Raw genomic sequence first — 21,473 nt, 5'->3', positions numbered from 1 at the left:
TCCACCACGGGAATGTCGCGGGCTCGGCCGCACTCCGCGCGGCGGGCGGATTCGGCCCTCGGCTAGCCTGTGGCATAACGAACCCGACACTGCCGAAGACGACCAGCGCGGAGAGAGACATTGCACCGGGAGCATCCGTATCCGACGACTCCATGGCGCTATCTCTGGTTCCTGATCCGCCACCAGCTGTCCCGGGTCATCCTCGGCGCGGTGCTGGGAACAGCATGGATGGTCGGCCTCACGCTGCCGCCGCTGATCCTCTCGCGGGCGATCGACGACGGCATCCGCACCGGCGAATTCGCCAAGGTGTGGATGTGGGCGGGGATCCTCCTGGTCGTCGGGCTCACGATCGCCCTGCTCGCCATCCTCCGGCACCGCACCATGACGAGGGTCCGCCTGGAAGCGGCCCTCCAGACCATCGAGCTCACCACGCGGAAGTCGGTCCAGCTCGGCTCCTCCCTGGGGAAGCTCGCCACCACCGGCGAAGTCGCGACGATCGGCGTCGGCGACGCATGGACGATGGCACGGAGCCTGACCGCGACGGGGCCGGGCGTCGGCGCCGTGGTCGCCTACCTCGTGATCGCGATCGCGCTGCTGCGGATCTCCCCGCTGCTGGCGGGGATCATCGTGCTCGGGATGCCGCTTCTCATGCTCTCGCTGGGCCCGCTCCTGAACCACTTCCGCGCCCGCGGCGGGACCTACCGCGAGGCGCAGGGCCGGATGTCGGGGCGCGTCGTGGACATGGTCTCGGGGCTGCACGTGCTGAACACCCTCGGCGGCAAGGACCTCCTCGCCGAGCGCTGGGAGGCCGATTCCGATGACGTCCGTCGTGCGGGCTATCGCGTCGCCGCCACGGAGAGCTGGATCCGCGGGATCGCGGTCGGGCTGCCCGCGCTGTTCCTGGCGACGATCGTGTGGGTCTCCGCGAGGCTCGCAGTCCAAGGCGAGCTGACGATCGGCGACCTCGTCGCCGTCTACGGGTTCGTCGCGGTCACCGTCGTGCCGATCGCGTCGTTCATCGAAAGTGCGGTGGACATCAATCGCGCCCTCGTCTCCGCCCGGCGCACCGTCGACTTCCTCCGTTCCGAAGCCCCTCCGCGGGGCACCGAGGAGGTCCGGGACTCCGCAGGCCCTCTGATCGACCCCGCCACCGACGTCTGCCTCCGGCAGGGCGAGTTCGCCGTGATCGCCACCGACGACCGCGTGCAGGCGACGGGCATCCTCCATCGTCTCGCCGGGCTCGAGCCGTCCGACGCCCGCTGGGGCGCGCAGCGCGTGGCCGACATCGACCCGACTCTGCTCCGACGCGCGGTGCTGCTGCTCGACGACGGAGCGTTCCTGTTCGGCGGGACGCTGCACGACGCGGTCTTCTCGGGGACGGCGCCCAGCGAACCGCACCGGGAGAGCACCACTCTCGCCAGCGGGATGGACGACATCCTCCGCGGCGCGGATCGTGGCTGGGACAGCGAACTGCGCCCTCGCGGCGCCAATCTCTCCGGCGGGCAGCGGCAGCGCGTCCGGCTCGCGCGCGCGCTCGCCCGCGACCCGAAGGTGATGCTGGCCCTGGACCCGCTCTCCGCGGTGGACGCCATCACGGAGGGGCAGGTCGCGCAGCGCATGTATGACCGGCGCCGCGGCGCGACCACCCTGATCGCGAGCAATTCCTCCGCCGTTCTGGCGCTGGCCGACGTCGTGATCTTCGTCGATGAGGGAAGGGTCGCGGCGTCCGGGAGCCACGACGATCTCACGCGCGCGAACCCGCGCTACCGTTCGCTCGTCTCCCGCGGCTCGTGGGGCGAGGAAGGGGAGTGATGCGGATGGAGGAGGAGCCTCTCGCCGGCGGACTGCCGGTCGCCGACACGCGCGACGTGCGCCGGGCGGCGGCGCGACTGATCCGCGGCGACGGGTGGGGATTCACCCTCACCGTCGTGCTCGGCGTGTGCGCGGCGGCACTCGCGCTCGCGCCCCCGCTGCTGGTCGGCGTGATCATCGACCGCCTGCAGCACGGCGCCACCCTGGAGGAGATCGATCGACTCGGCCTCGCCCTGACGGCGTTGGCGATCCTGCAGGTCGTGGTCTCGCGGTACTCGTTCCTGGTCACCGCGCGGTTCGGGGAGCGCACGTCGCAGCGTCTTCGTCGTTCGATGGTCCAGCGCGTGCTCGGCCTCCCGCCACGCGTCGCGGATCGCGCCGACACGGGCGATCTGCTGGTGCGCGCGACCTCCGATGTGCAGCGCGTCACCGGCATCCTGAGCAATGCAGCACCGGAGATGCTGGTCGCCATCGTGCAGGTGGTGCTGACCTTCGCCTTCATCGTCCTCCTCAGTCCCCCGCTCGCGCTGACGACGGTGCTGTCGATGGTCGGCATCGTGGTCGCGACGCGCTGGTACCTGCGCCGGGCGAATGCCGCGTACCTCGTCGAGGCCTCCGCCGGCGCCGAGCTCGCGCAGTCGCTCTCGGCGACGACCGCCGGAGCGCGGACGGTGGAGCTGTACGGCCTCCAGCAGGCCCGCCTCGAGGAGGGCGCACGACTGTCGGACCGTTCGCGCCGCACGCAGATGGCGACGCTCCGCCTCCGTACTGTGCTGTTCCCCGCGGTGGACTCCTCCTACGTCGTCGCCCTCGTGATGGTGATGCTCATCGGCACCGCCCTCTACGCCGACGGCGCCCTCGGGCTCGGCGCGCTCGTCGCGGTGCTGCTGTACGTGCGACAGCTCGGGGCACCGATGGACACGGTCCTGCTCTGGCTCGAGTCGCTGCAGAGCGGGATCGCCTCATTCGCACGCATCGAAGGTCTCGCCCAGGCACCGACAGGCGAGCCGGCGACGGCGAGCCCGGCGGGCTCGGCGATCGCCGTCGAGGATGTCTCATTCCGCTACGGGCATGGCCCCGAGGTGCTCCACGCGATCGATCTCACCATCGAGCCCGGCGAGCACCTGGTCATCGTCGGCCCCTCCGGCGCGGGCAAGTCGACGTTGGCGAGGCTCCTCATCGGCTACGAGAAGCCGACCCACGGCCAGGTCACGGTGGGTGGCGTCGAAGCATCCGATCTGCCCGTCGAGACGCGCCGTTCGCATCTCGCCCTGGTGACCCAGGAGCAGTACGTCTTCCGCGACAGCCTGCGCACGAATCTGCAGCTGTCCCACCCGGCGGCCACCGACGACGAGGTGGGTGCGGCGCTGCGCACCGTCGGCGCGCGATGGGTCGGCGACCTCCCCGACGGACTCGACACCGAGCTCGGCGACGCGCACGATCTCTCCGGCGCGCAGGCACAGCAGGTGGCGCTGGCACGGGTGCTGCTCGCCGATCCGCAGACGCTCGTGCTGGATGAGGCGACCTCGCTCCTGAACCCCGGCACCGCGCGGGATGCGGAGCGCGCGCTCAACGCGGTCCTGCACGGCCGCACGGTCATCACGATCGCGCACCGGCTCGCCAGTGCGAGCGAGGCGGACCGCATCGCAGTCATGCACGAGGGCCGGATCCGCGAGATCGGCCGGCACGACGACTTGCTGCGCCGGCAGGGGCTCTACGCCTCGCTCTGGCGCGCCTGGCAGTCCGACGCGCCCTGAGGCCGTACAGCCCAGCCAGATCGCGGATAGCCCCCAGCGATAGGTGATATCGGCGATCGTTGTCGCGATCATCTTGCTCGCGATGCGGGCACAAAGTTGACTGGACACAAGCCTCGCTCCGACCCCCGGCAGGCGACACTCGGCCGCCCGGTCGTTTTCGCAGAAGAACTGGAGGTGCGAGGTGCTCGATCGAAAGAGCATGCGCATTTGCGTCAATTGGCTCCCCCGAAGCCTGCCCGAGACCGCGGAAATCGCGCGCGCCGCGGAGTCAGCAGGGCTGTGGGGAATGGGAATAGGCGACTCGCCCCGGTATGCAGAGTTGTATTCGTCATGCCACGCAGCGCTGGAGGCAACATCGGCGCTGACTGTCACCACGTGCGTCACCAACCCGGTCACCCGTCACTGGTCGGTGCACGCGAGCGCCGCCCGGTGGCTGGATGACTCCGCTCCCGGTCGGTTCAGGCTCGGCATGGGCCGCGGCGACTCTGCGGTGCATAGTTTCGGAGTATCGCCAGCAACGCTGGGCGGTCTGCAGCGCACGCTTCAGGATCTCGGCGAGGCGACAGAAGTACCGCTACTGCTCGCCGCCAGCGGCACCAAGACCGCGCAGCTGGCCGGTCGGTACGCGGATGGCCTGATCGCCGGCGTGGGCAGAGCTCCCACCGACCTCGCCCGGCTCGCCGATTCCGCGCACCTGGTCCGGGAGGCCGGACGACCGCCCGTCGAGCTGTGGGCGACGGTGCGCTTGGCGGTCGCGACCGACGATGAGGATGCCGCTGCACTGCGTCGCACGCTTGTGCCGCGAGCGATCAGCGCCGCGCATTTCGCCTTCGCGTCGACGTTCGAGTCCAAGAGCGTGCCGGAACAGTTCAAGCGGGTGCTGTCGGATCGTTTTGGACGCTACGACTACGGCTCACACGGCAGTTCCGGTGCGACCAGCAACGCCACGATGTTCGCAGACCATCCCGAGATCGAGGATTACCTCGTTGACCGCTTCGCCATCGTCGGCCGGATCGACCAATGCCAAGACGATCTCGCAGCGCTTGCGGCGCATGTCGACGGGGTCTTTCTCTCCTTGATCTTCGAAGACGCTGTCGAGCAGATCCACCGACTCGCTGACGTCATCCGTCCCCTCGACTGAGGCTCAGCGGCCGCGGAGGTCGGACAGTGACACCGCAATGGAAATCGCTAACGACCCGATAGGCAGCCGCGGGGGAACCCGCGAAGGGATGACTGATAGGACTGACAATGACGACGACGTCGATACCAGGCGTCGCGTCGCTCACTGTCGGAACTCAACGAAGGCGGTACGGCGCACATGCTCGGACTCGTGTGGGATGGACTCGAGCTCGCACCTCAGGAGGCGATCGAGCTTCGAACCCCTGTCGGTGACGATGTGGTCGTCGAGGTGGACGTCGCCGGATTGTGCCACAGCGACCTGAAGCCTATCGACGGCGACATCCCCCAGGAGCTGCCCGTGATCCTCGGGCACGAGGCTGTGGGGCGAGTCGTCGCCCGCGGCCCGTCGGCCACCATCCCGCTCGGGCAGCGCGTGGTCATGACGGTGCTCCGACCGTGCGGCCAGTGCGCGGACTGTCTCGCCGGTCGACGCATCCGGTGCCGGGCCACGGCGACACCGCCCGCCAGCCCATTCAGCCGCGACGGTCGATCGATCGCGCAGTTCGTGCGTCTCGGCGCATTCGCCCGCAGAACGCTGGTGTCCGAATCGCAGGTGATCCCGGTCGGCGATGACCTCAGCGACGAGATCATGGCGATGATCAGCTGCGCCACCGTCACCGCATTCGGCGCCGTGGAAGAGCGCGCCCGTGTCGAGGCGGGCGAGAGCGTGATGATCACGGGCGCAGGGGGCATCGGGCTCAATGCCATCATCGCCGCCCGCGCAGCGGGCGCTCGTCGAGTGGCGGTGTTCGATATCAACCCCCGCAAGGAGGACATCGCTCGCCGCTGCGGTGCGACTGACTTCGTGTTGAGTTCTGACCGTCCGATCAGCGATGTCGCGCTCGAGCTGGAGCCCGATGGCTTCGACGCCGTCCTGGAATGCGTCGGTATGCCGGCTTTGCTCGAGCAGGCGGTTCGATCGCTCGCCTGGGGCGGACGGGTCGTCATCGTCGGGCTTCCCCCGCACGGGGCCGTCCTGCCTCTGGAGATCCGATCGCTGTTCAACGATCGATCGATTCTCGGATGCAGGATGGGCTCGGTCGACCCGTGGACGATGATTCCGCGTCTGGTCGAGCGATGCACCGCCGGCGAGCTCGATCTTGGCCCGCTGGTCTCCAAGACCGTAATCCCGTCCGAGATCCAGGAGCTCGTTGCAGAGCTGCGATCCGGCTCGCTCGAACGTGGGTTCATCGACTTCCGACAGGAGAGCTAGCGATGCACACTGCGACGAGAGTAGCCGCGATCATCGATGGCGCGCACGCCACGGACGACGCATACGAGGTGACCGACCCGAACGACGGATCCGTCATCGCGGTGGTGGATGATTGCGGGACCGAGGCGGCCGCGCTCGCCGCGGAATCGGCCGCCGTCGCGTCCACGTCGTGGCGTACCACGACGATCGACACGCGCCGGGAGGTGCTGCGGGTGGCGGCCGACCACCTCGCCGCGCGCGAGAGCGAACTCATCGAGTTGGCCATAGCCGACACCGGCTCGCGTCGCAGCGTCGCCGGAGACATGCAGGTGCGCGCTGCCATCGAGCGGCTGCGGGCGTGGGCCGACGCACCCGCGGATCTCCTCGACCTTCAGTCGCCGCATCCGAGCGGTCGAGTGTCCGCCCGCGTCCGCCGCCAGCCCGTCGGCGTCGTGGCATGCATCAGCCCGTACAACTTCCCTCTGCTGGCAATGGTCGCAAAAGTGGCACCGGCGCTGTTCTCCGGCAACGCAGTGATCATGAAGCCCGCACCCCAGGACCCCCTGCTGGTCGGTCATCTCGCCGAGGGATTGGCTGCGGGGCTGCGAACGGTGAGGGCGGATACGGGAGTCGTGAGCTTCGTCCCGGGGGCCTCGCCTGCACCCGGACAAGAGCTTGTCGAGCATCCCGCTGTAGGGGCGGTCAGCTTCACAGGCAGCACCGCTGTCGGCACCGAGATCTATCGATCCGCCGCACCGCATATGAAACGCCTCCTGCTCGAGCTCGGGGGAAAGGGGGCGCTGATCGTTCGAGCGGACACGTCATTGGACGCCGTCCTTCCCGCCGTCACCCGGGCGTGGACCTATCACGCCGGACAGGTCTGCCTCACGCCATCCCGCATCCTCGTGCATTCGTCTCGATACGCCGAGGTCGTCGCGGCACTGAAGGACGTGCTGAAGCAACTGCGCCACGGCGACCCGCGCGACACTGCGACAGACGTCGCCCCCATTATCACCGCCGCCCAACGCCACCGGATCGGGGGCATGGTCGAGCGGGCACGAGAAGCCGGAATGGACGTGCATCAGAGCGCCGGGGTTCCCGGCGGGGGATTTCACTACCCGGCCACGCTGGTCAGCAATGCACGACCGGACGCGGAGATCATGCGCGAGGAGGTGTTCGGCCCGGTCATCAGCGTCATGGCGGTGGACAGCGACGATCACGCGGTGGAGGTCGCCAACGCAACGCGCTACGGCCTGTACGACTACGTGTTCTCGGCGGATCGTGCGGCCGCCGAACGTCTGGCCGGCAGGTTGGAATCCGCGCAGGTGGGAATCAACACCATACGGCGACACCCCGGCGCACCGTTCGGCGGCAACAAGATGAGTGGAATCGGACGGACCGGCGGGACGTACGCACTCGATACGTACACAGACCTTCAGGCGCTCGTGTCGGAGGATCCTGAGTGACGCCCTCAGTTGTTCCAATGGCGTCCATCGGCCATTGAGTGGGTGGAAATCTTGATTCCCACTACGCCGCGAACTTAGCTTCTTAACAGACCACAACGCCCACTAGACCTCGTCAACGACGACACGAGAGGCTCCCCGTTCCGATGAATCAGGTTCACGCAGACGACAGAAGTATCGGCACCGCCATCGATGAGAAGCCCGCCAAGATCTCAATCGAACACATGTCGTTCTCGTATCGCCACGCGCGTCGCGCAGAGGTCCAGGCGCTCACCGACATCGACCTCACGATCCGCGAAGGCGAGTTCGTCTCGGTCGTCGGACCGTCGGGCTGCGGCAAGTCGACGCTCCTGCGCATCTTGGCACGGCTCCAGCGACCGACCTCCGGCGCGGTCTACATCGACTCGACCGGGTCCGGCCGCGCACTCGTGGCTCCGGTCTTCCAGGAGTACAGCATCTTCCCGTGGCGGACGGTGAAGGACAATGTGGCGCTCGGACTTCAAGCCGCCCACGTGCCGAAGGCCGACATCGAGCGCCGGGTTGCGGATTGGATCGGCCGTGTGGGACTCGCGGGCTTCGAGGACTCCTATCCGTCCAACCTCTCCGGTGGCATGAAGCAGCGGGTGGCTCTGGCGAGAGCATTCGTCATGGAGCCGGAGATCCTCTTGATGGACGAGCCGTTCGCCGCGCTCGACGCGCAGCTACGGCAAGTGCTCCAAGACGAGCTCCTCGCGATCTGCCAGGAGCAGTCCTACACGGTGTTCTTCGTCACGCACAACATCGATGAGGCGATCCTGCTCTCGGACCGGATCGTCCTGATGAGCGCCCGCCCCGGCCGCGTCCGCGGGACGTACGACGTCCCGTTCGGGTATCCCCGTGGCCCTGAGCTGCGCAGCGATCCGCGGTTCGTCGCACTGGAGGAACAGATCTGGGGCGACCTCCGCGGCGAGGTCACGACCGCAATCGAGCAGGAGACGAAATGACCACGACAGTGCCGACGCACGCCCCCGTGGCGTCCCCCGCCGAGCGCATCAGCATCCTTCCCGATCCGGCACTCGCGGATGTGGACAAGAAAGCACGCATCGACCGGACCACCCAGATCCTCTTGGGACTCTCTATCCCGATACTCGGCCTCGTGCTCTGGGAGGTCGCTGCCCAACTGGGCTGGATCGATCCGCGCTTCTTCAGTCAGCCGACGGCCATCGCCACACGATTCATCGAGGACATGCAGGCGAACCTCATCGTCGGAGAACTGCTCATCACCGTGCAGCGACTCCTCTTGGGCTACGTGATCGGCTCGATCAGCGGAATCATCGTCGGTCTCGTCATGAGCCAGATCAAGCTGGTGCGGTGGGCTCTTGAGCCGCTCATCCGCGCACTGTACGTCATCCCGAAGCTTGCCCTGCTGCCCATCTTCCTGCTCCTGTTCGGCCTGGGTGAACTGCCGAAGGTGGTCTTCGTCGCGCTCGGTACGTTCTACATCGTCGCGTTCACCACCCTTGCTGCGGCGATGATGATCCCGACTTCGTATCACGAGGTTGCACGCTCGTATGGACTGAGCTGGTTCCAGCGCTTCCGCTGGCTGATCGTCCCCGCGAGCATGCCGCAGATCATCTCGAGCCTGCGACTGGCGTCGGGCATCTCGATGCTGCTCGTGGTCGCGGTCGAGTTCGTACAGGCACGCGAAGGGCTCGGGTTCTACACCTGGCACGCGTGGGAGCTGTTCATTCCTGACCGGATGTATGTCGGGATCATCCTGATCTCGATGGTCGGCGTGCTGTTCAGCCTCCTTGTCGGTGCCCTGGGCGCTCGCGCCGTGCGGTGGGCCGAGAGCGAATACAACCAGACCCGATAGACCCCACCACGCATTCCGCGCTGCTTCCCTAGAAAGGGGATTACTTATGGTGCCCGCCGACGAACTCGTCCAACTCCGCGAAGAGGTCCGCAGATTCGCCCACGCCCGCTATGCGGATCGTGCGCGGGAGTGGGACGCCGCCCGCCAGCCTGTCACCGCCGAGGAGCGGCTGTTCCTTGGCCAGCAGGGATATCTCGGCATCGCCATCCCCGAAGCGTACGGCGGGAGCGGAGGCAAGTATCAGGAGGCTCTCGTCGTGGTCGAGGAGCTCGGTCGGGTCTATGCATCCGCCGCATTCCAGGTGTTCGAGGCCAACACCGGCCCGGCCCAAGCGATCCTCGCGTGGGGCACCGAAGAGCTGAAGCAGCGGTACCTCCCCGCGATCGCGCGTGGCGAGGTCACCATGGCCGTGGCCATCTCCGAGCCCGACGCGGGTTCGGCGGCGACCGACATGCGCACCAAAGCCGAGATCAAGGGCGACCGGATCGTCTTGAACGGCAGGAAGCGTTGGATCTCGAACGGCGGGGAGGCTGACGCCTACCTCGTGTACGCCCGCATGAGCGATGCGCCGGGGTCTCGCGGCATCGGTGCCGTAGTCGTGGATGCCGGAACACCTGGCCTGTCTTTCGGGGAGCGGGAGCGCCTGATGGGGTTTCGCACCGTTCCGAGCGCGGACGTCGTCTTCGACGATGTCGAGGTCCCGCTCGAGAACCTCGTCGTGCGTCCACCAGACGGATTCAAGAAGCTCTTCGGGGCATTCTCCATCGAACGCCTCGGCAATACGACGATGAGCATCGCCCTCGCCCAGGAGGCACTCGACCGCACGGTCCGCTACGTCCAGGAGCGCGAACAGTTCGGTCGTCCGATCGCCGACTTCCAGGCCGTGCAGTTGACGCTCGCCGACATGCTGATCGCCGTGGAGTCCGCGCGACTGCTTCGCGACCGGGCCGTGGAGAGCCTGGATCGGGGAGAGCTCAGCGTTCTGGAGGTGTCGCTCGCGAAGTGCGCCGCCAACGAGATGGCTCGGGTGGTCACGGCCAAGGCCATCGAGCTGCACGGAGGCAACGGGTACACCGAGGAGTTCGAGTTGGAGCGATTCCACCGAGACAGCCACGGTTGGGCCCTGGCTGGCGGAACGCCGGCCATTCAGAAGATGCGCATCGCCTCCGAGCTCCTCGGTCGCAGCGTGAGCCAGCGCCCGGCGGTGGCCGGATGACCGGCTTGGCCGATGTCGTCATCGTCGATGCGGTGCGCTCCCCCATGGGCCGTGGCCGATCGAGCGGTGCGTTGACCGGGCTTCACCCGGCCGAGCTGCTCGGACAGGTACTGCGCGCCCTCATCGAACGAACAGACCTCGACCCCACCAGCGTCGACGACGTCCTCGTCGGATGCGTGACCCAGGCAGGTGAACAGGCCGCCGGCATCGGTCGGATGGCCTGGTTGTCGGCGGGGCTGCCCGTCGAGGTGCCCGCGGCGACGATCGAGCGCAAGTGCGGGTCCGGCCAGCAGGCGATCGTGTTCGCCGCACAGGCCATCGCGTCGGGCATGCAGGACATCGTCATCGCCGGCGGCGTCGAATCGATGAGTCGGGTGCCGATGGGTGCGGCGAAGCTGGATCAGGACGGGTACGGCGATCGACTGCGCTCACGTTTTCCCGCGCTGGCCCCGCAGGGCGTGGCCGCGGAGCGGGTCGCAGCGCTCTACGGTATCGATCGGCGCGCGATGGACGAGTACAGCGTCCGTTCACACCAACGCGCTGCGCGCACAGCTGAGACCGGCGGATTCGCCGACGAGATCGTGCCGATCACCCTTCCGGACGGCACAGTCGTCACAGAAGACGAGACGATTCGCGCCCAGTCGAGTGTGGATGGCCTCTCCGCGCTGGCGCCGGCATTCGCGCAGGAGCCGTGGTTGTCACGCTTCCCTGACATCCCGTGGGGCGTCACCGCGGGCAACTCATCCCAATTGACCGACGGCGCCAGCGCCGTGCTGGTGATGTCGCGCCGCCGCGCCGACGAACTGGGGTTGCGACCGCGGGCCACGATCATCGATGCCGTCGTCCGCGGCGACGATCCGGAACTGATGCTCACGGCTCCGATCCCCGCGACGCAACGCCTCCTGGAACGCACCGGGCTCTCCATCGACGACGTGGATGCGTTCGAGGTGAACGAAGCCTTCGCGTGCGTCCCTCTCGCCTTGGCGAACACTCTCGGAGTGGACCTGGACCGCGTCAATCCACGGGGTGGCGCGATCGCGCTGGGACACCCGCTCGGGGCGTCAGGAGCACGCCTGTTCACGACGCTGCTCAACCACCTCGAGCAGACCGGCGGCGATGTCGGAATTCAGACGATGTGTGAAGCGGGCGGCATGGCCAACGCCTTCGCCGTCGCCCGCGAGAAATGAAGGGAAAGTACATGGATATCTCAGGCAATGCCGCGCTCGTCACCGGCGGCGCATCCGGACTGGGGAGGGCGACTGCAGAGGCGCTGATCGCTGCCGGTGCGCACGTGACCCTGTTGGACCTCCCCACCTCCGCGGGAGAGCAGGTCGCCGCGGAGCTCGGTTCGGGAACACGCTTCGCCCCGGCCGACGTCGTCGACCCGGACGCGGTCGCACGAGCCGTCGAACTGGCCGGATCGGAGGCGCCGCTGCGCGCCGTCGTCCACTGCGCCGGTCGTGGGGGTGCGATCCGACTCGTCGATCGTGACGGCAACCCCGGCTCTCTGGAAACTTTCAACGCCGTCGTGGGCGTCAATCTGGTGGGGTCGTTCAACGTCCTTCGGTTCGCGGCAGCTGCGATGGCCAAGAACGAGCCCGTCGACGGCGAACGAGGAGCGATCATCCTCACGGCATCCGTTGCCGCGTTCGAGGGTCAGATCGGACAGATCCCCTACGCGGCTTCCAAGGCGGGCGTGGTCGGCATGACGATCGTCGCGGCACGCGACCTCGCCAGCAAGGGAATCCGCGTCTGCACCATCGCCCCCGGGCTCTTCGACACTCCCATTCTGGGAAGGCTCGGCGACGAGGCCCGACAGCGACTGGCCGACTCGGTCCCGCATCCACATCGCCTCGGATCGGCCGACGAGTACGCCGCACTGGCGGCACACATCGTGGCCAACCCGATGCTGAACGGCGAGACGATCCGGCTGGACGGCGCACTGCGGATGGCTGCACGATGACCGGGGCAGACCGCTTCCTGGACATCGAACGCGACTCGTGGGAGCCGGTGCACCTCGACCCTCCCGCACCGGAGACCGGGATGTGGGCGGAGCTCACCGACGATCAGAACGAGCTTCGCCGTCGGGCGCGCGATGTGGCCGTCCAAGAGCTTCGGCCGTGGGCTGCGCACTGGGACGAGACCGAGGAATTCCCGCGTCGCTCCCTCGAGGCGGTGCGGGATGCCGGGCTGCTGGACCTGTGCATCCCGGAGGAGTACGGCGGGCAAGGGAAGTCCCTTCTGGAGGGATGCATCGTCGTGGAGGAACTGGCACGCGTATGCCTTTCGAGCGCCATGGCAGTGCAGCCCTATCTCAACGGTCCGTGGCGGGCGATCCACGAACTCGGTACTGACGAGCTCAGCCACCGCCTGCTGCCGGGCGTGGCAGACGGATCACGCCACTTCGCGATCGGCATGAGCGAACCCGGCGCGGGGAGCGCGGGGACGGACCTGCGAACGGAGATCCGTCCCGACGGAGACGGGTTCCGCCTGACCGGTTTCAAGGCCTGGATGACGGGTGGGTCCGTTGCCGACACGATGATCGTGTTCGGGCGACACCCCGACAGCGAAGGCCCCTACGGCATCGGTGCCGTCGTGATCAACGGACGCCCCGAGGGCATGAGGGAGCCGGAAACCGACTCGAAGATGGGTATCCGGGGAGTGCCGGAGGCCGCGATCCGGTTCGACGATGTGTGGATTCCGCGTGAGGACGTACTGATCGACCCTGTCGCCGACAGCAAGAACGGAGCGCGTATCCTGGTGCAGCAGTTCAACCCGGAGCGGTGCGGCAACGCAGCGATGTGCATCGGGCTCGCCCAGGGGGCACTCGACGCGTCGACCGGCTACCTACGTACTCGTCAGCAGTTCGGACGCCGCCTCTCCGAGTTCCAGGGCCTGCAGTGGAAGGTCGCCGATATGGCGCTGGACATCGAAATGGCGCGCATGCTTATGTGGCGGGCCGCCCGCTCAGGCGTGGACGGGTTCCCCGACCAATGGTCGACCATCACGGCGAAGCTCCACAGCAGCGAGATGGTGCAGCGGGTCACGAACAACGCGATCCAGATGCTCGGTGCGCGCGGGTACTCCCGTCGCTGGCCCGTGGAGCGTATGTTCCGCGACGGTCGCGGGCTCGCGATCGGCGGCGGCACCGCAGAAGTGATGCGCAACATGATCGCCGGTACCGTCTTGGGCACGAGGACGAGTCAGCGGCGTGGCTGAGCAGCCATCGGTCCTCGCCTGGGAGGACCGCGATGCCTATGGCGAGGAGCACCGCGACTTCGGCGAGAGCGTCGCCGCGATGCTGCGGCGCGACGTCGTGCCGTTCCAACGTGAGTGGACGGACGCCGGCGCGGTGCCACGCTCGGCCTACCGCGCCGCCGGAGCGGTCGGGCTCATCGGACTCTCCGTCCCCGAGGAGCATGGCGGTGGCGGAGCTCCGTTCTCGTACAACTGCGTGGTGACCGAGCAGGTCGCCTATGCCCTGGCGTCCTTCGGGTCTCTACGGGTGCACATGGACGTGGTGCTGCCGTACATCTACCGCTTGGGCACGCCCGAACAGCGCGACAGATGGCTCCCCGCCTTACTCACGGGCGAACGGATGGCATCGATCGCGATGACCGAGCCGGCGACCGGCAGTGACCTCGCAGGAATCCGCACCTCACTGAAGCGGGGTGCCCATGGGTGGGTACTGAACGGCTCCAAGACCTTCATCACGGGCGGCACGCAGAGCGACCTCATCATCGTGGTTGCACGCAGCGGATCCGACGGCGATCGGCGCCGGGGGCTGGCGCTGGCTGTCGTCGAGCCGGGCATGGCGGGCTTCACCCGCGGGACGGCGCAACGCAAGCTGGGACTGCACTCCCAGGACACGTGCGACCTCTTCTTCGAGGACGTGCGCGTCCCCGACGAGAACATCCTGGGCGACGTAGGGCGCGCCTTCGACTACCTCAGCGAGAATCTCGCTCAGGAGCGGCTGTCGATCGCGGTGAATTCACAGGCGCAATCCGTCGCGGCGCTCGACGTCACGATCGCGCACGTGCGTGACCGCGATGTGTTCGGAAAGCCGCTCGCCACGTTCCAGAACACCCGATTCGTGCTGGCCGGACTGGCGGCCCGGATCTCGGCTGGACAGGCCATGCTCGATCGCGCGATCCGACGTCACGATCGCGCCGAGCTCCACCCGTCGGAGGCCGCGCAGGTGAAGCTGTTCACCACCGAGCTGCACGGTGAGGTCGTCGACTCCTGCCTGCAGCTCTTCGGCGGGTATGGCTACATGCAGGATCACCCGATCGGTCGCCTCTATGCCGATGCGCGGGTCGCTCGCATCTACGGGGGAACGAGCGAGATCATGAAGACGATCATCGCGAAGTCCATCGGTCTCTGACTCGGCGGCAAGATGAAGAGCGGGCCGCCACGGCGGCCCGCTCTTGTTCGTCTCGTTGATGTCAGCGCTGCAACACGGTGACGCCGGCGCGGGCATCGCGGACGACCTTCCTGAGCATCTTGCCCGCTTCCGAGTAGGGAATCTCGTCGGCATACTCGAAGGATCGAGGCACTTTGAAGCCCGCGATGCGGGTGCGCAGTGCAGCAGTGAGTTCCTCCGTGCGCTGTTCCTCGTCTGCTGGCGCGTCTGCACTCGTGACCACCACGGCGTGCAGGGACTCGCCCCATCGCTCGTCGGGGACGCCGATGACACACGCATCGAGAACCCACTCGATCTCTTTCAGCGCGTGCTCCGTCTCAGCGGGGTAGATGTTCACGCCCCCGCTGATCACGACGTCGGCCTTGCGGTCGCACAGGAAGAGATAGCCGTCTTCATCGATGTACCCGATGTCTCCGAGCGTGACAGCAGACCCGACACGCGTCGACGCCGTCTTAGCGTCGTCGTTGTCGTAGACGAACGCCGCCGCCTCGTTCTCGAAATAGATGTGACCGATCTCTCGGGGCGGCAACACGTGGCTGTCGTCGTCGCGGATCTCCATCCGAACGCCCGGCCGCGCGCGACCGACGCTCCCAGGGTGATCCAGCCATTCGTCGGAGCGGATGACAGTGGCACTTCCTTCAGTCCCGCCGTAAAGCTCGGTCAGGATCGGGCCGACCCACTCGATCATGGCGCGCTTTACCAGGGGCGGGCACGGTGCGGCGGTGTGCACGATGGCACGGAGTGTGCCCACGCCCGATCGCGACTCCGAGGGCAGCGCGAGCATCTCTTGGAACATCAGCGGCACCATGTAGGTCCATGTCACGCCGTATTGCTCGATCGCAGCGATGGCGGTTTGGGCCCCCCATTTGGGCATGATCACGACAGTGTGCCCGAGTTCGAGGGCTTGGTCGGCATACGAGAGCGGGGCAGCGTGGTACATCGGCGCAACACTCAAGTACACGCCCTCCTCGTGATCGACGCCGTACAACGCAGCCCTGGTGACGTGGGCTGCAGCAGCCGTTTCGGGAGAGATTCCTGCGAGCGGACGGCGGACGGCCTTCGGCCGACCGGTCGTGCCGGACGTATAGAGGCGTCGAGTGCCGGCCTTCGCACTATGCAGTCGTTCGGCCGGGAGGTCCGCGATAAGCGCGTCGAGCGATCGAGGATCGTCCTCGGCACCGTCGACGATGACGATGACGTCCGCGCTGATGCCGGCCAGTTCCATGGCTGCACGTGAGGTCTCCTCCAGCGCCGACGTCGTGAAGAACAGGCGAACGTGGGAGTCCTGAAGGATGTATGCGGCTTCGGGGGGGGTGAGGTGCCAATTGATCGTCGAGAAGTAGACCGGCAACTGCAGGATGCCACGCTGCACGATCAACATGTCGGGGCCGTTCGGCAGCAGCGCGCAGACGACATCGCCCTCGATGTATCCGACCTTCTCAAGGAGATGGCCGATCTTGTTGGCCCGGATGGCCACATCGCGATAGGTGTGCACCCGGCCACCGTCACTGATGATCGCGGCACGTTCGGGGAACGCGTCTACATAGTTCGGGAACGACCGAGTCATTTCTTCTCCATCAGTGTTGTGAACAGGCGATCTCGATGCAACTCGTCGCCGCCGAAGATCAGGCGTGACGCAATCGCGCGTTTGAAGAGGAGGTGCAGATCGTGTTCCCAGGTGAACCCGATCCCCCCGTGGATCTGGAAGGACTGCTGTGCGGCGGCGTCGACAGCACGGCTGCTGGCCAGTCGCAGGAGGGAGATGGCGCGCGGCCAATCCTCGCCATCCGGATCGACGTCTACAGCGGCCCACAGCGCGGATCTCGCTGATTCGATCAGCATCAGCAGGTCCGCGCACTTATGGGTGATCGCCTGACGCTCCCCGATCCGCATCCCGAACTGCACCCGTTGGCCGGCGTAGGTGACTGCCATATCGAGGAGCTGCTGGGCCGTGCCGATCTCCCCGGCCGACAACCACAGCGCGCCGATCGCCTCGGCATGGGCAATGCTGCGCTGCGCAACGCCCGAGGTGCAGACGGCGAGTACCCGCGAGGAGGCGCTGTCGAACTCGACATCCGCGAACGGCAGCGTCGTGTCCAGAGCTGCTCGAGGACGCACTCGCACGCCCTCTTGACGCAGGTCGATCGCACGGACGGATGATCCGTCTGCATCCACGGTGATCACGGCCTCCGCCCACGCCGCGCCCAGTGTGAGCGGCAGCATCCCTGTGACGCGACCGTCCGGCTCGATCGTCAAGGGCGAACGCGACAGCCGCCCCGCCTCATCGAAGGGGCCGACCGCCCAGGTCGATCCGGAAGGCAGCTCGAAGCCGGCGCTCTGCGCGAGCGCGGGCGCAAGGACCGCCGTAGACAGCGCCGGTACATTCGCCGGATGGCGTCCGAGCGCGTCGGCCACCGACAACGCCGCGCCGAGCTCACCCTCGGCCAAGAGTTCGGCGACGCCCATCTGCTCGAGGTCACGCCACAAGGCCTCGTTCCACGCCTCGGCGCGATCCGCACCGGCCCTCGTGGCGGCCACCGCACCGCGTTCGGCCAGGAGATCCGTGACCGTCGCGCCGAACACGGCTTCTTCTTCACTGGGGAGCCACATCGGTTGCACCTTCCGTTCGACCTGCGCCGGACACGAACTCGTCCCACGCGACACGTCGACTCGGGTCGACGGACCGCGGCATCCCCAGCCCGCGCTCGGCGATCTGATCCCGCAGCACCTCGCTGGTGCCGCCGGCGACGGTCTTGGGCTGGGCCCGCAGGTACGCCCACTGATCGCGGACCGCCACCTCGTCCTCGAGACCGGGCGCCACGGCGGCCAGGCCTCCGAGCTCCATCCGCAGCGCTTGCAGGCGCTTGGTATGTTCGGCCTGCAGGACCTTGTTGACCGGAGATCCGCGTCCGAGAAGCTCGCGACCGGCCGCTGCCAAGGCCGCGTTGCGTTCGTTGTTCAATCCGATCAGCGTCGCCTCAACCCACGTGTCGATCAAGCGGGTACGCGCCCAGGGACCTGCTGTCGGCAGGTGTCGGTCGAGGAGCTGCTCGACACCCCGTCCCACCACGGATCCGGGAGTGGCCGCCCCCGCACCCGAACCGGCACGCCGCTCGAACGCCAGAACGGCCCGGACGATCTCCCACCCCTGCCCCTCCGATCCGATGCGGTCGCTGTCCGGCACACGCACGCCGTCGAGCCTGACCTCGAAGAACTCGGCGTCCCCCGTCATCTGACGAATGGGTCGGATCTCCACTCCTTCAGCTCCCATGGGAATGCAGAAGCACGTGAGACCCGCGTGCTTGCGCACAGAGCCGTCCGTGCGCGTCACCGCCAATCCCCAGGACGCAAGGTCGGCCCGGCTTGTCCAGATCTTGCCCCCGTCGATGACCCACGAGTCCCCGTCGCGGCGCGCCGTCGTGCGAACGGAGGCGAGGTCGCTCCCCGCTTCGGTCTCGCTGAACAGCTGGCACCAGAGGTCTTCGTTGCGAGCGATCCGAGGCAACAGCCGATCGCGCTGATCGTCGTTGCCGAACTGCAGGATCGCCGGACCCAGCCATCCGGCCCCGATGGCGCTCTCCACGAGTCCGACCCGCCACCGCGCGAGGGTCCGGCGCACGTGCACAGCGGAGTCGGCATCCAGCTCACGCCCGCCGTAGCGTCGTGGCCATTCGGGGGTCAGCCACCCTTCGACGGCTGCGGCTGCGGCAGCGGCCCGCGCGGTCTGCTGATCGGCGGACGCATCCGCCAAGGCCTCGTCATCCTGCGTGCGCACCGCGCGCACCCACTCGACCGGGAGCGCGCTCGACAGAAGTTCGACCAGTGGTTGGGTCACATCACTCATCGTGACCGACCACCCTCGCGTCCAGGGCGATCAGTGCGCCGTCGACGACACCGATCGGATTGGCCTCGACCAGTGCATACCCCTGCCCGGCAGTCTCCACCATGCGCGCAGCGATGCGGGCCAAGCCTTGTCCGAGTCCGCGATACCGGTCGCCGCCGCGGTCGAAGACGACCTCGGCGAGTCGCGCCGCCAGCTTCTCAGACGAGACTCCGGCGGGCACCGTCACCGTGCGCCCCGTCAACTCGACGTGCGATCCTCCGAGACCGGCGGTCACGACGAGACCGAATCGCTCGTCGTCGCGGACGCCAACGAAAAGCTCCAGAGATGCCGACAGCTGGGATGCGACGATGATGCGCCCGCTCGCGGCGAGGAGTCGCCCGGCTTCCGCCGCGATGTCGTCAGGCCCGACGTTCAGGCGCACACCGCCGGCGAGTGCTTTGTGCGTCGACGCGTCGCCGTCGATCTTCAGGACGACCGGCCATCCGAGCCGTTCAGCGTGGATGCGCGCCTCGTCGACGGTGCCCGCACCGGCCCAGGGCGCCGCGTCGATGCCGGCTTCAGCGAAGATCCGGAGACTGTCACTCGCGGTCGGAACGGTGCCTCGGAGCGCAGGTGTCGGCCGAACCAGCCGAAAGTCTCCGGACGGATCGCCCCCGTCGGCGACGACGGCCGCGACGGCCACCGCAGCGCTGTCGATATCCCCGACGACGGTCACGCCATCCCCTCCGGGGCCGACATCCATCCCGTCGAGCAGACCCAGGACCATCGGGATCCCTTCGTTGCCGCGGAGCTCGGGCTCGAACTCAGCTCGGCCGATGCTCAGGACCGCGTCGACCTCACCGCTGCGCGCGATCACTCGGCAGACCGCACCGATCAGCGCCGCATCCCCAACCGCTTGTGCCGTGACATCCACAGGGTTGCCCGCCGAGGCGAACGGCGGCAGCAGCGCCATGACTTCCGCCTGCAGACTCGGGCTGAGAGGCGGCACGATGGCCCCGATCTCCTCGAGTGCGTCCGCGGCGACGACACCCGCCCCACCGGAGCCCGTTACGACGGCGACGCGCCGTCCCGCCGCGACGCCAGCGTGGGCACGGGCCCGCGCGGCGATCAGCAGTTCGCGATCGGTGCGCACGAGGTGGGCACCGAGCGAACGCAGCAGCTCGGCGAGCACGTCGAAGTCGGTGGAGAGCGCACTTGTGTGCGAGGCTGCGGCCGCGGCGCCGGCACGAGTGCGCCCGCCGTACAACACCACCACGGCCACACCGGCCGAGCGCGCCTCGATGAGGAGTTCGACGAGCGACTCGACCTCGCGCACGGTTTCCAGATACATCATCAAAACCTTGGGCCGGCGGGCGGACGCCAGTAGCGCACGTCCGAACTCGGTCGCGTTCACGGACGTCTCGTTGCCCGTGGCGACCAGCCCGTCCAGCGCGAACCCACTCGCGCGGGCCGCGCGTGCGATGCGTACGCCGAAGGCGCCGCTCTGCGAGATCAGGAACGCGCCCTGTCCGGGAGCGCAGTCCACGAGGTCGTCGAACGCCTGCGCGAACGTGAGGACGAGCCGGGTCTCGGCGCAGTACACGCCGACGGAGTTCGGACCAATCAGCGAGACGCCTTCGGGAGCGCGGAGCGCGGCGCGTCCGGACTCTTCGAATCCCGAGCTCATCACGAGCGCGTGGCGAGCATGGCCTTCGAGCCGGTCCAGTACGCCCTGAACGTGCTCAGCAGGCACCGCGATGGCGGCGACATCCACCACCGCCTCCAACGGAACCGTCGGGTCCGCCACCACGATCTCGCCGGCGAACGCTGCGACCTCTAGATGGCGGACGACACGACGACCGAGCCCCGAGTCTTTGGAAGTCGAGCCGATGATCGCGACGCGCGCCGGGGCGAGCAGGGTCTCCACATTCACGTTCGTCATCGCAGCTCCGAGGGGAGGCGCACCTTCTTCGTCGAGCCCCACTCAGGTCGAGAGCGCGTCTTGAACGCCTCGATCCCGCGGAGGGTCTCGCCCAGCGTACGGACCCAGTTCAGAGTCCGGCGTTCCCGGTTGTACGCCTTGAGTCGGTCGGTCTCTTCAAGGAATTCGTACATGAGGCGCTTGGTCACTGTGACCGACGCGGGCGCACAGCGCTCGGCGATCTCGTGCGCCATCGCCAATGCACGGGTGAGGACCTCCTCCCGCGGCAGCGACTCCGATGCCATCCCCCACTGGGCCATGCGCTCTCCGGAAATCGTCCTCCCCGTAAGCAGGAGGTCCATGGCCGGCCCGAATCCTGCCAGCCGTGGGAGAAGCCACATCGAGTTGCGATCGGGAATGATCCCCACTCGGTTGAAGGAGAAGGCGATGCGCGCGTCGTCGGCGACGAGACGGATGTCGGACTGCATCGCCCACGTCAGGTGCACGCCGATCGCATCACCGTTGATGGCCGCGATGATGGGGGTGTCGAGATTCCACGGGGCTTCCTCGGGGCGGCTCATCGATTCGACTGCGTGCGCTTCGGGGTCACGCCAATCGATTCCGAAGTCTGCGCCGACGCCGAAGTTGTCGCCGGCTCCGGTCACCACGATCGCGCGAATCGACTCGTCGCGGTCGCTCTCCACCAGCGCGCGCTGAAGGCGCACCGCCATATCGGGCGTGTACGCGTTGCGCTCCTCCGGGCGGTTCAGCCAAACGACCGCGATCGGCCCCTGGTGCTCTATACGGATGGACTCATCAGTTGTCATGCTTT

The 21,473-nt window shown here is 67.6% G+C and carries 17 protein-coding genes; 12 read left to right on the top strand and 5 right to left on the bottom strand.

Going from position 1 to position 21,473, the window contains the following annotated elements:
- Nucleotides 1-120: 120 nt before the first annotated feature.
- The 12 genes from ASD65_RS13240 (at nt 121) to ASD65_RS13185 (ending at nt 14,858) form a co-directional block, all read left to right on the top strand.
- On the top strand, nt 121-1,812 hold the full coding sequence (locus ASD65_RS13240) for an ABC transporter transmembrane domain-containing protein (protein WP_056223373.1): 1,692 nt from the start codon (nt 121-123) through the stop codon (nt 1,810-1,812).
- Between the two features lie 5 nt (nt 1,813-1,817).
- A complete protein-coding gene (locus ASD65_RS13235) occupies nt 1,818-3,569 on the top strand; it encodes an ABC transporter ATP-binding protein (protein ID WP_156378873.1) in 1,752 nt (583 codons plus the stop codon).
- Nucleotides 3,570-3,768: 199 nt separating this feature from the next.
- Nucleotides 3,769-4,710 (top strand): LLM class flavin-dependent oxidoreductase, encoded by a 942-nt coding sequence (locus tag ASD65_RS13230; RefSeq protein ID WP_082561760.1) that lies wholly within the window; start codon nt 3,769-3,771, stop codon nt 4,708-4,710.
- Between the two features lie 177 nt (nt 4,711-4,887).
- Nucleotides 4,888-5,961 carry a zinc-binding dehydrogenase gene (locus tag ASD65_RS13225; protein WP_056223366.1) on the top strand — a complete coding sequence of 358 codons (1,074 nt, stop codon included), beginning with the start codon at nt 4,888-4,890 and terminating at the stop codon, nt 5,959-5,961.
- Between the two features lie 2 nt (nt 5,962-5,963).
- Entirely contained in the window at nt 5,964-7,406 is a 1,443-nt protein-coding gene (locus ASD65_RS13220) for an aldehyde dehydrogenase family protein (RefSeq protein WP_056223365.1), read from the top strand.
- A gap of 143 nt (nt 7,407-7,549) precedes the next feature.
- Nucleotides 7,550-8,386 (top strand): ABC transporter ATP-binding protein, encoded by an 837-nt coding sequence (locus ASD65_RS13215; protein ID WP_082561758.1) that lies wholly within the window; start codon nt 7,550-7,552, stop codon nt 8,384-8,386.
- Nucleotides 8,383-9,258, top strand: a complete 876-nt coding sequence (locus ASD65_RS13210; RefSeq protein WP_056223363.1) for an ABC transporter permease — start codon at nt 8,383-8,385, stop codon at nt 9,256-9,258. Before ASD65_RS13215 ends, ASD65_RS13210 begins: the two co-directional genes overlap by 4 nt.
- 46 nt (nt 9,259-9,304) lie before the next feature.
- Nucleotides 9,305-10,474: an acyl-CoA dehydrogenase family protein gene (locus ASD65_RS13205; protein WP_056223362.1), complete on the top strand. Its 1,170-nt coding sequence runs from the start codon at nt 9,305-9,307 to the stop codon at nt 10,472-10,474.
- Nucleotides 10,471-11,661: a thiolase family protein gene (locus tag ASD65_RS13200; RefSeq protein WP_056223360.1), complete on the top strand. Its 1,191-nt coding sequence runs from the start codon at nt 10,471-10,473 to the stop codon at nt 11,659-11,661. The genes ASD65_RS13205 and ASD65_RS13200 overlap by 4 nt, the downstream gene beginning before the upstream one ends.
- A gap of 11 nt (nt 11,662-11,672) precedes the next feature.
- A complete protein-coding gene (locus tag ASD65_RS13195; RefSeq protein ID WP_056223358.1) occupies nt 11,673-12,437 on the top strand; it encodes an SDR family NAD(P)-dependent oxidoreductase in 765 nt (254 codons plus the stop codon).
- Nucleotides 12,434-13,693, top strand: coding sequence for an acyl-CoA dehydrogenase family protein (locus ASD65_RS13190; RefSeq protein WP_056223356.1), 1,260 nt, complete (start codon nt 12,434-12,436; stop codon nt 13,691-13,693). The genes ASD65_RS13195 and ASD65_RS13190 overlap by 4 nt, the downstream gene beginning before the upstream one ends.
- Nucleotides 13,686-14,858 (top strand): acyl-CoA dehydrogenase family protein, encoded by a 1,173-nt coding sequence (locus ASD65_RS13185; RefSeq protein WP_235566708.1) that lies wholly within the window; start codon nt 13,686-13,688, stop codon nt 14,856-14,858. The genes ASD65_RS13190 and ASD65_RS13185 overlap by 8 nt, the downstream gene beginning before the upstream one ends.
- A gap of 61 nt (nt 14,859-14,919) precedes the next feature.
- Here the strand turns inward: ASD65_RS13185 and ASD65_RS13180 are convergent, their stop codons facing one another.
- From ASD65_RS13180 to ASD65_RS13160, 5 genes are read right to left on the bottom strand one after another with little or no spacing between them, the layout of a single operon-like run.
- A complete protein-coding gene (locus ASD65_RS13180) occupies nt 14,920-16,464 on the bottom strand; it encodes an AMP-binding protein (RefSeq protein WP_056223354.1) in 1,545 nt (514 codons plus the stop codon).
- Nucleotides 16,461-17,507, bottom strand: a complete 1,047-nt coding sequence (locus ASD65_RS13175) for an acyl-CoA dehydrogenase family protein (protein ID WP_056223352.1) — start codon at nt 17,505-17,507, stop codon at nt 16,461-16,463. The genes ASD65_RS13180 and ASD65_RS13175 overlap by 4 nt, the downstream gene beginning before the upstream one ends.
- Nucleotides 17,491-18,741, bottom strand: a complete 1,251-nt coding sequence (locus tag ASD65_RS13170; protein ID WP_082561757.1) for an acyl-CoA dehydrogenase family protein — start codon at nt 18,739-18,741, stop codon at nt 17,491-17,493. The genes ASD65_RS13175 and ASD65_RS13170 overlap by 17 nt, the downstream gene beginning before the upstream one ends.
- The gene (locus tag ASD65_RS13165) at nt 18,734-20,662 is read right to left on the bottom strand and encodes an acetate--CoA ligase family protein (RefSeq protein ID WP_056223348.1); all 1,929 of its coding nucleotides are present in this window, start codon (nt 20,660-20,662) and stop codon (nt 18,734-18,736) included. The genes ASD65_RS13170 and ASD65_RS13165 overlap by 8 nt, the downstream gene beginning before the upstream one ends.
- Nucleotides 20,659-21,468, bottom strand: coding sequence for an enoyl-CoA hydratase/isomerase family protein (locus ASD65_RS13160; RefSeq protein ID WP_082561756.1), 810 nt, complete (start codon nt 21,466-21,468; stop codon nt 20,659-20,661). The genes ASD65_RS13165 and ASD65_RS13160 overlap by 4 nt, the downstream gene beginning before the upstream one ends.
- Between the last annotated feature and the right edge of the window lie 5 nt (nt 21,469-21,473).

Source organism: Microbacterium sp. Root61 (assembly GCF_001427525.1).
GTDB lineage: Bacteria > Actinomycetota > Actinomycetes > Actinomycetales > Microbacteriaceae > Microbacterium.
This window is presented reverse-complemented; position numbering and strand designations above follow the sequence as displayed.

What these genes read in the sequence shown, in the direction of transcription:
- ASD65_RS13235 (WP_156378873.1), top strand. Translation starts at nt 1,818, where the DNA reads ATGGAGGAGGAGCCTCTCGCCGGCGGACTGCCGGTCGCCGACACGCGC.
- ASD65_RS13230 (WP_082561760.1), top strand. Translation starts at nt 3,769, where the DNA reads ATGCGCATTTGCGTCAATTGGCTCCCCCGAAGCCTGCCCGAGACCGCG.
- ASD65_RS13225 (WP_056223366.1), top strand. Translation starts at nt 4,888, where the DNA reads ATGCTCGGACTCGTGTGGGATGGACTCGAGCTCGCACCTCAGGAGGCG.
- ASD65_RS13220 (WP_056223365.1), top strand. Translation starts at nt 5,964, where the DNA reads ATGCACACTGCGACGAGAGTAGCCGCGATCATCGATGGCGCGCACGCC.
- ASD65_RS13215 (WP_082561758.1), top strand. Translation starts at nt 7,550, where the DNA reads ATGAATCAGGTTCACGCAGACGACAGAAGTATCGGCACCGCCATCGAT.
- ASD65_RS13210 (WP_056223363.1), top strand. Translation starts at nt 8,383, where the DNA reads ATGACCACGACAGTGCCGACGCACGCCCCCGTGGCGTCCCCCGCCGAG.
- ASD65_RS13205 (WP_056223362.1), top strand. Translation starts at nt 9,305, where the DNA reads ATGGTGCCCGCCGACGAACTCGTCCAACTCCGCGAAGAGGTCCGCAGA.
- ASD65_RS13200 (WP_056223360.1), top strand. Translation starts at nt 10,471, where the DNA reads ATGACCGGCTTGGCCGATGTCGTCATCGTCGATGCGGTGCGCTCCCCC.
- ASD65_RS13195 (WP_056223358.1), top strand. Translation starts at nt 11,673, where the DNA reads ATGGATATCTCAGGCAATGCCGCGCTCGTCACCGGCGGCGCATCCGGA.
- ASD65_RS13190 (WP_056223356.1), top strand. Translation starts at nt 12,434, where the DNA reads ATGACCGGGGCAGACCGCTTCCTGGACATCGAACGCGACTCGTGGGAG.
- ASD65_RS13180 (WP_056223354.1), bottom strand. Translation starts at nt 16,464, where the DNA reads ATGACTCGGTCGTTCCCGAACTATGTAGACGCGTTCCCCGAACGTGCC.
- ASD65_RS13175 (WP_056223352.1), bottom strand. Translation starts at nt 17,507, where the DNA reads ATGTGGCTCCCCAGTGAAGAAGAAGCCGTGTTCGGCGCGACGGTCACG.
- ASD65_RS13170 (WP_082561757.1), bottom strand. Translation starts at nt 18,741, where the DNA reads ATGAGTGATGTGACCCAACCACTGGTCGAACTTCTGTCGAGCGCGCTC.
- ASD65_RS13165 (WP_056223348.1), bottom strand. Translation starts at nt 20,662, where the DNA reads ATGACGAACGTGAATGTGGAGACCCTGCTCGCCCCGGCGCGCGTCGCG.
- ASD65_RS13160 (WP_082561756.1), bottom strand. Translation starts at nt 21,468, where the DNA reads ATGACAACTGATGAGTCCATCCGTATAGAGCACCAGGGGCCGATCGCG.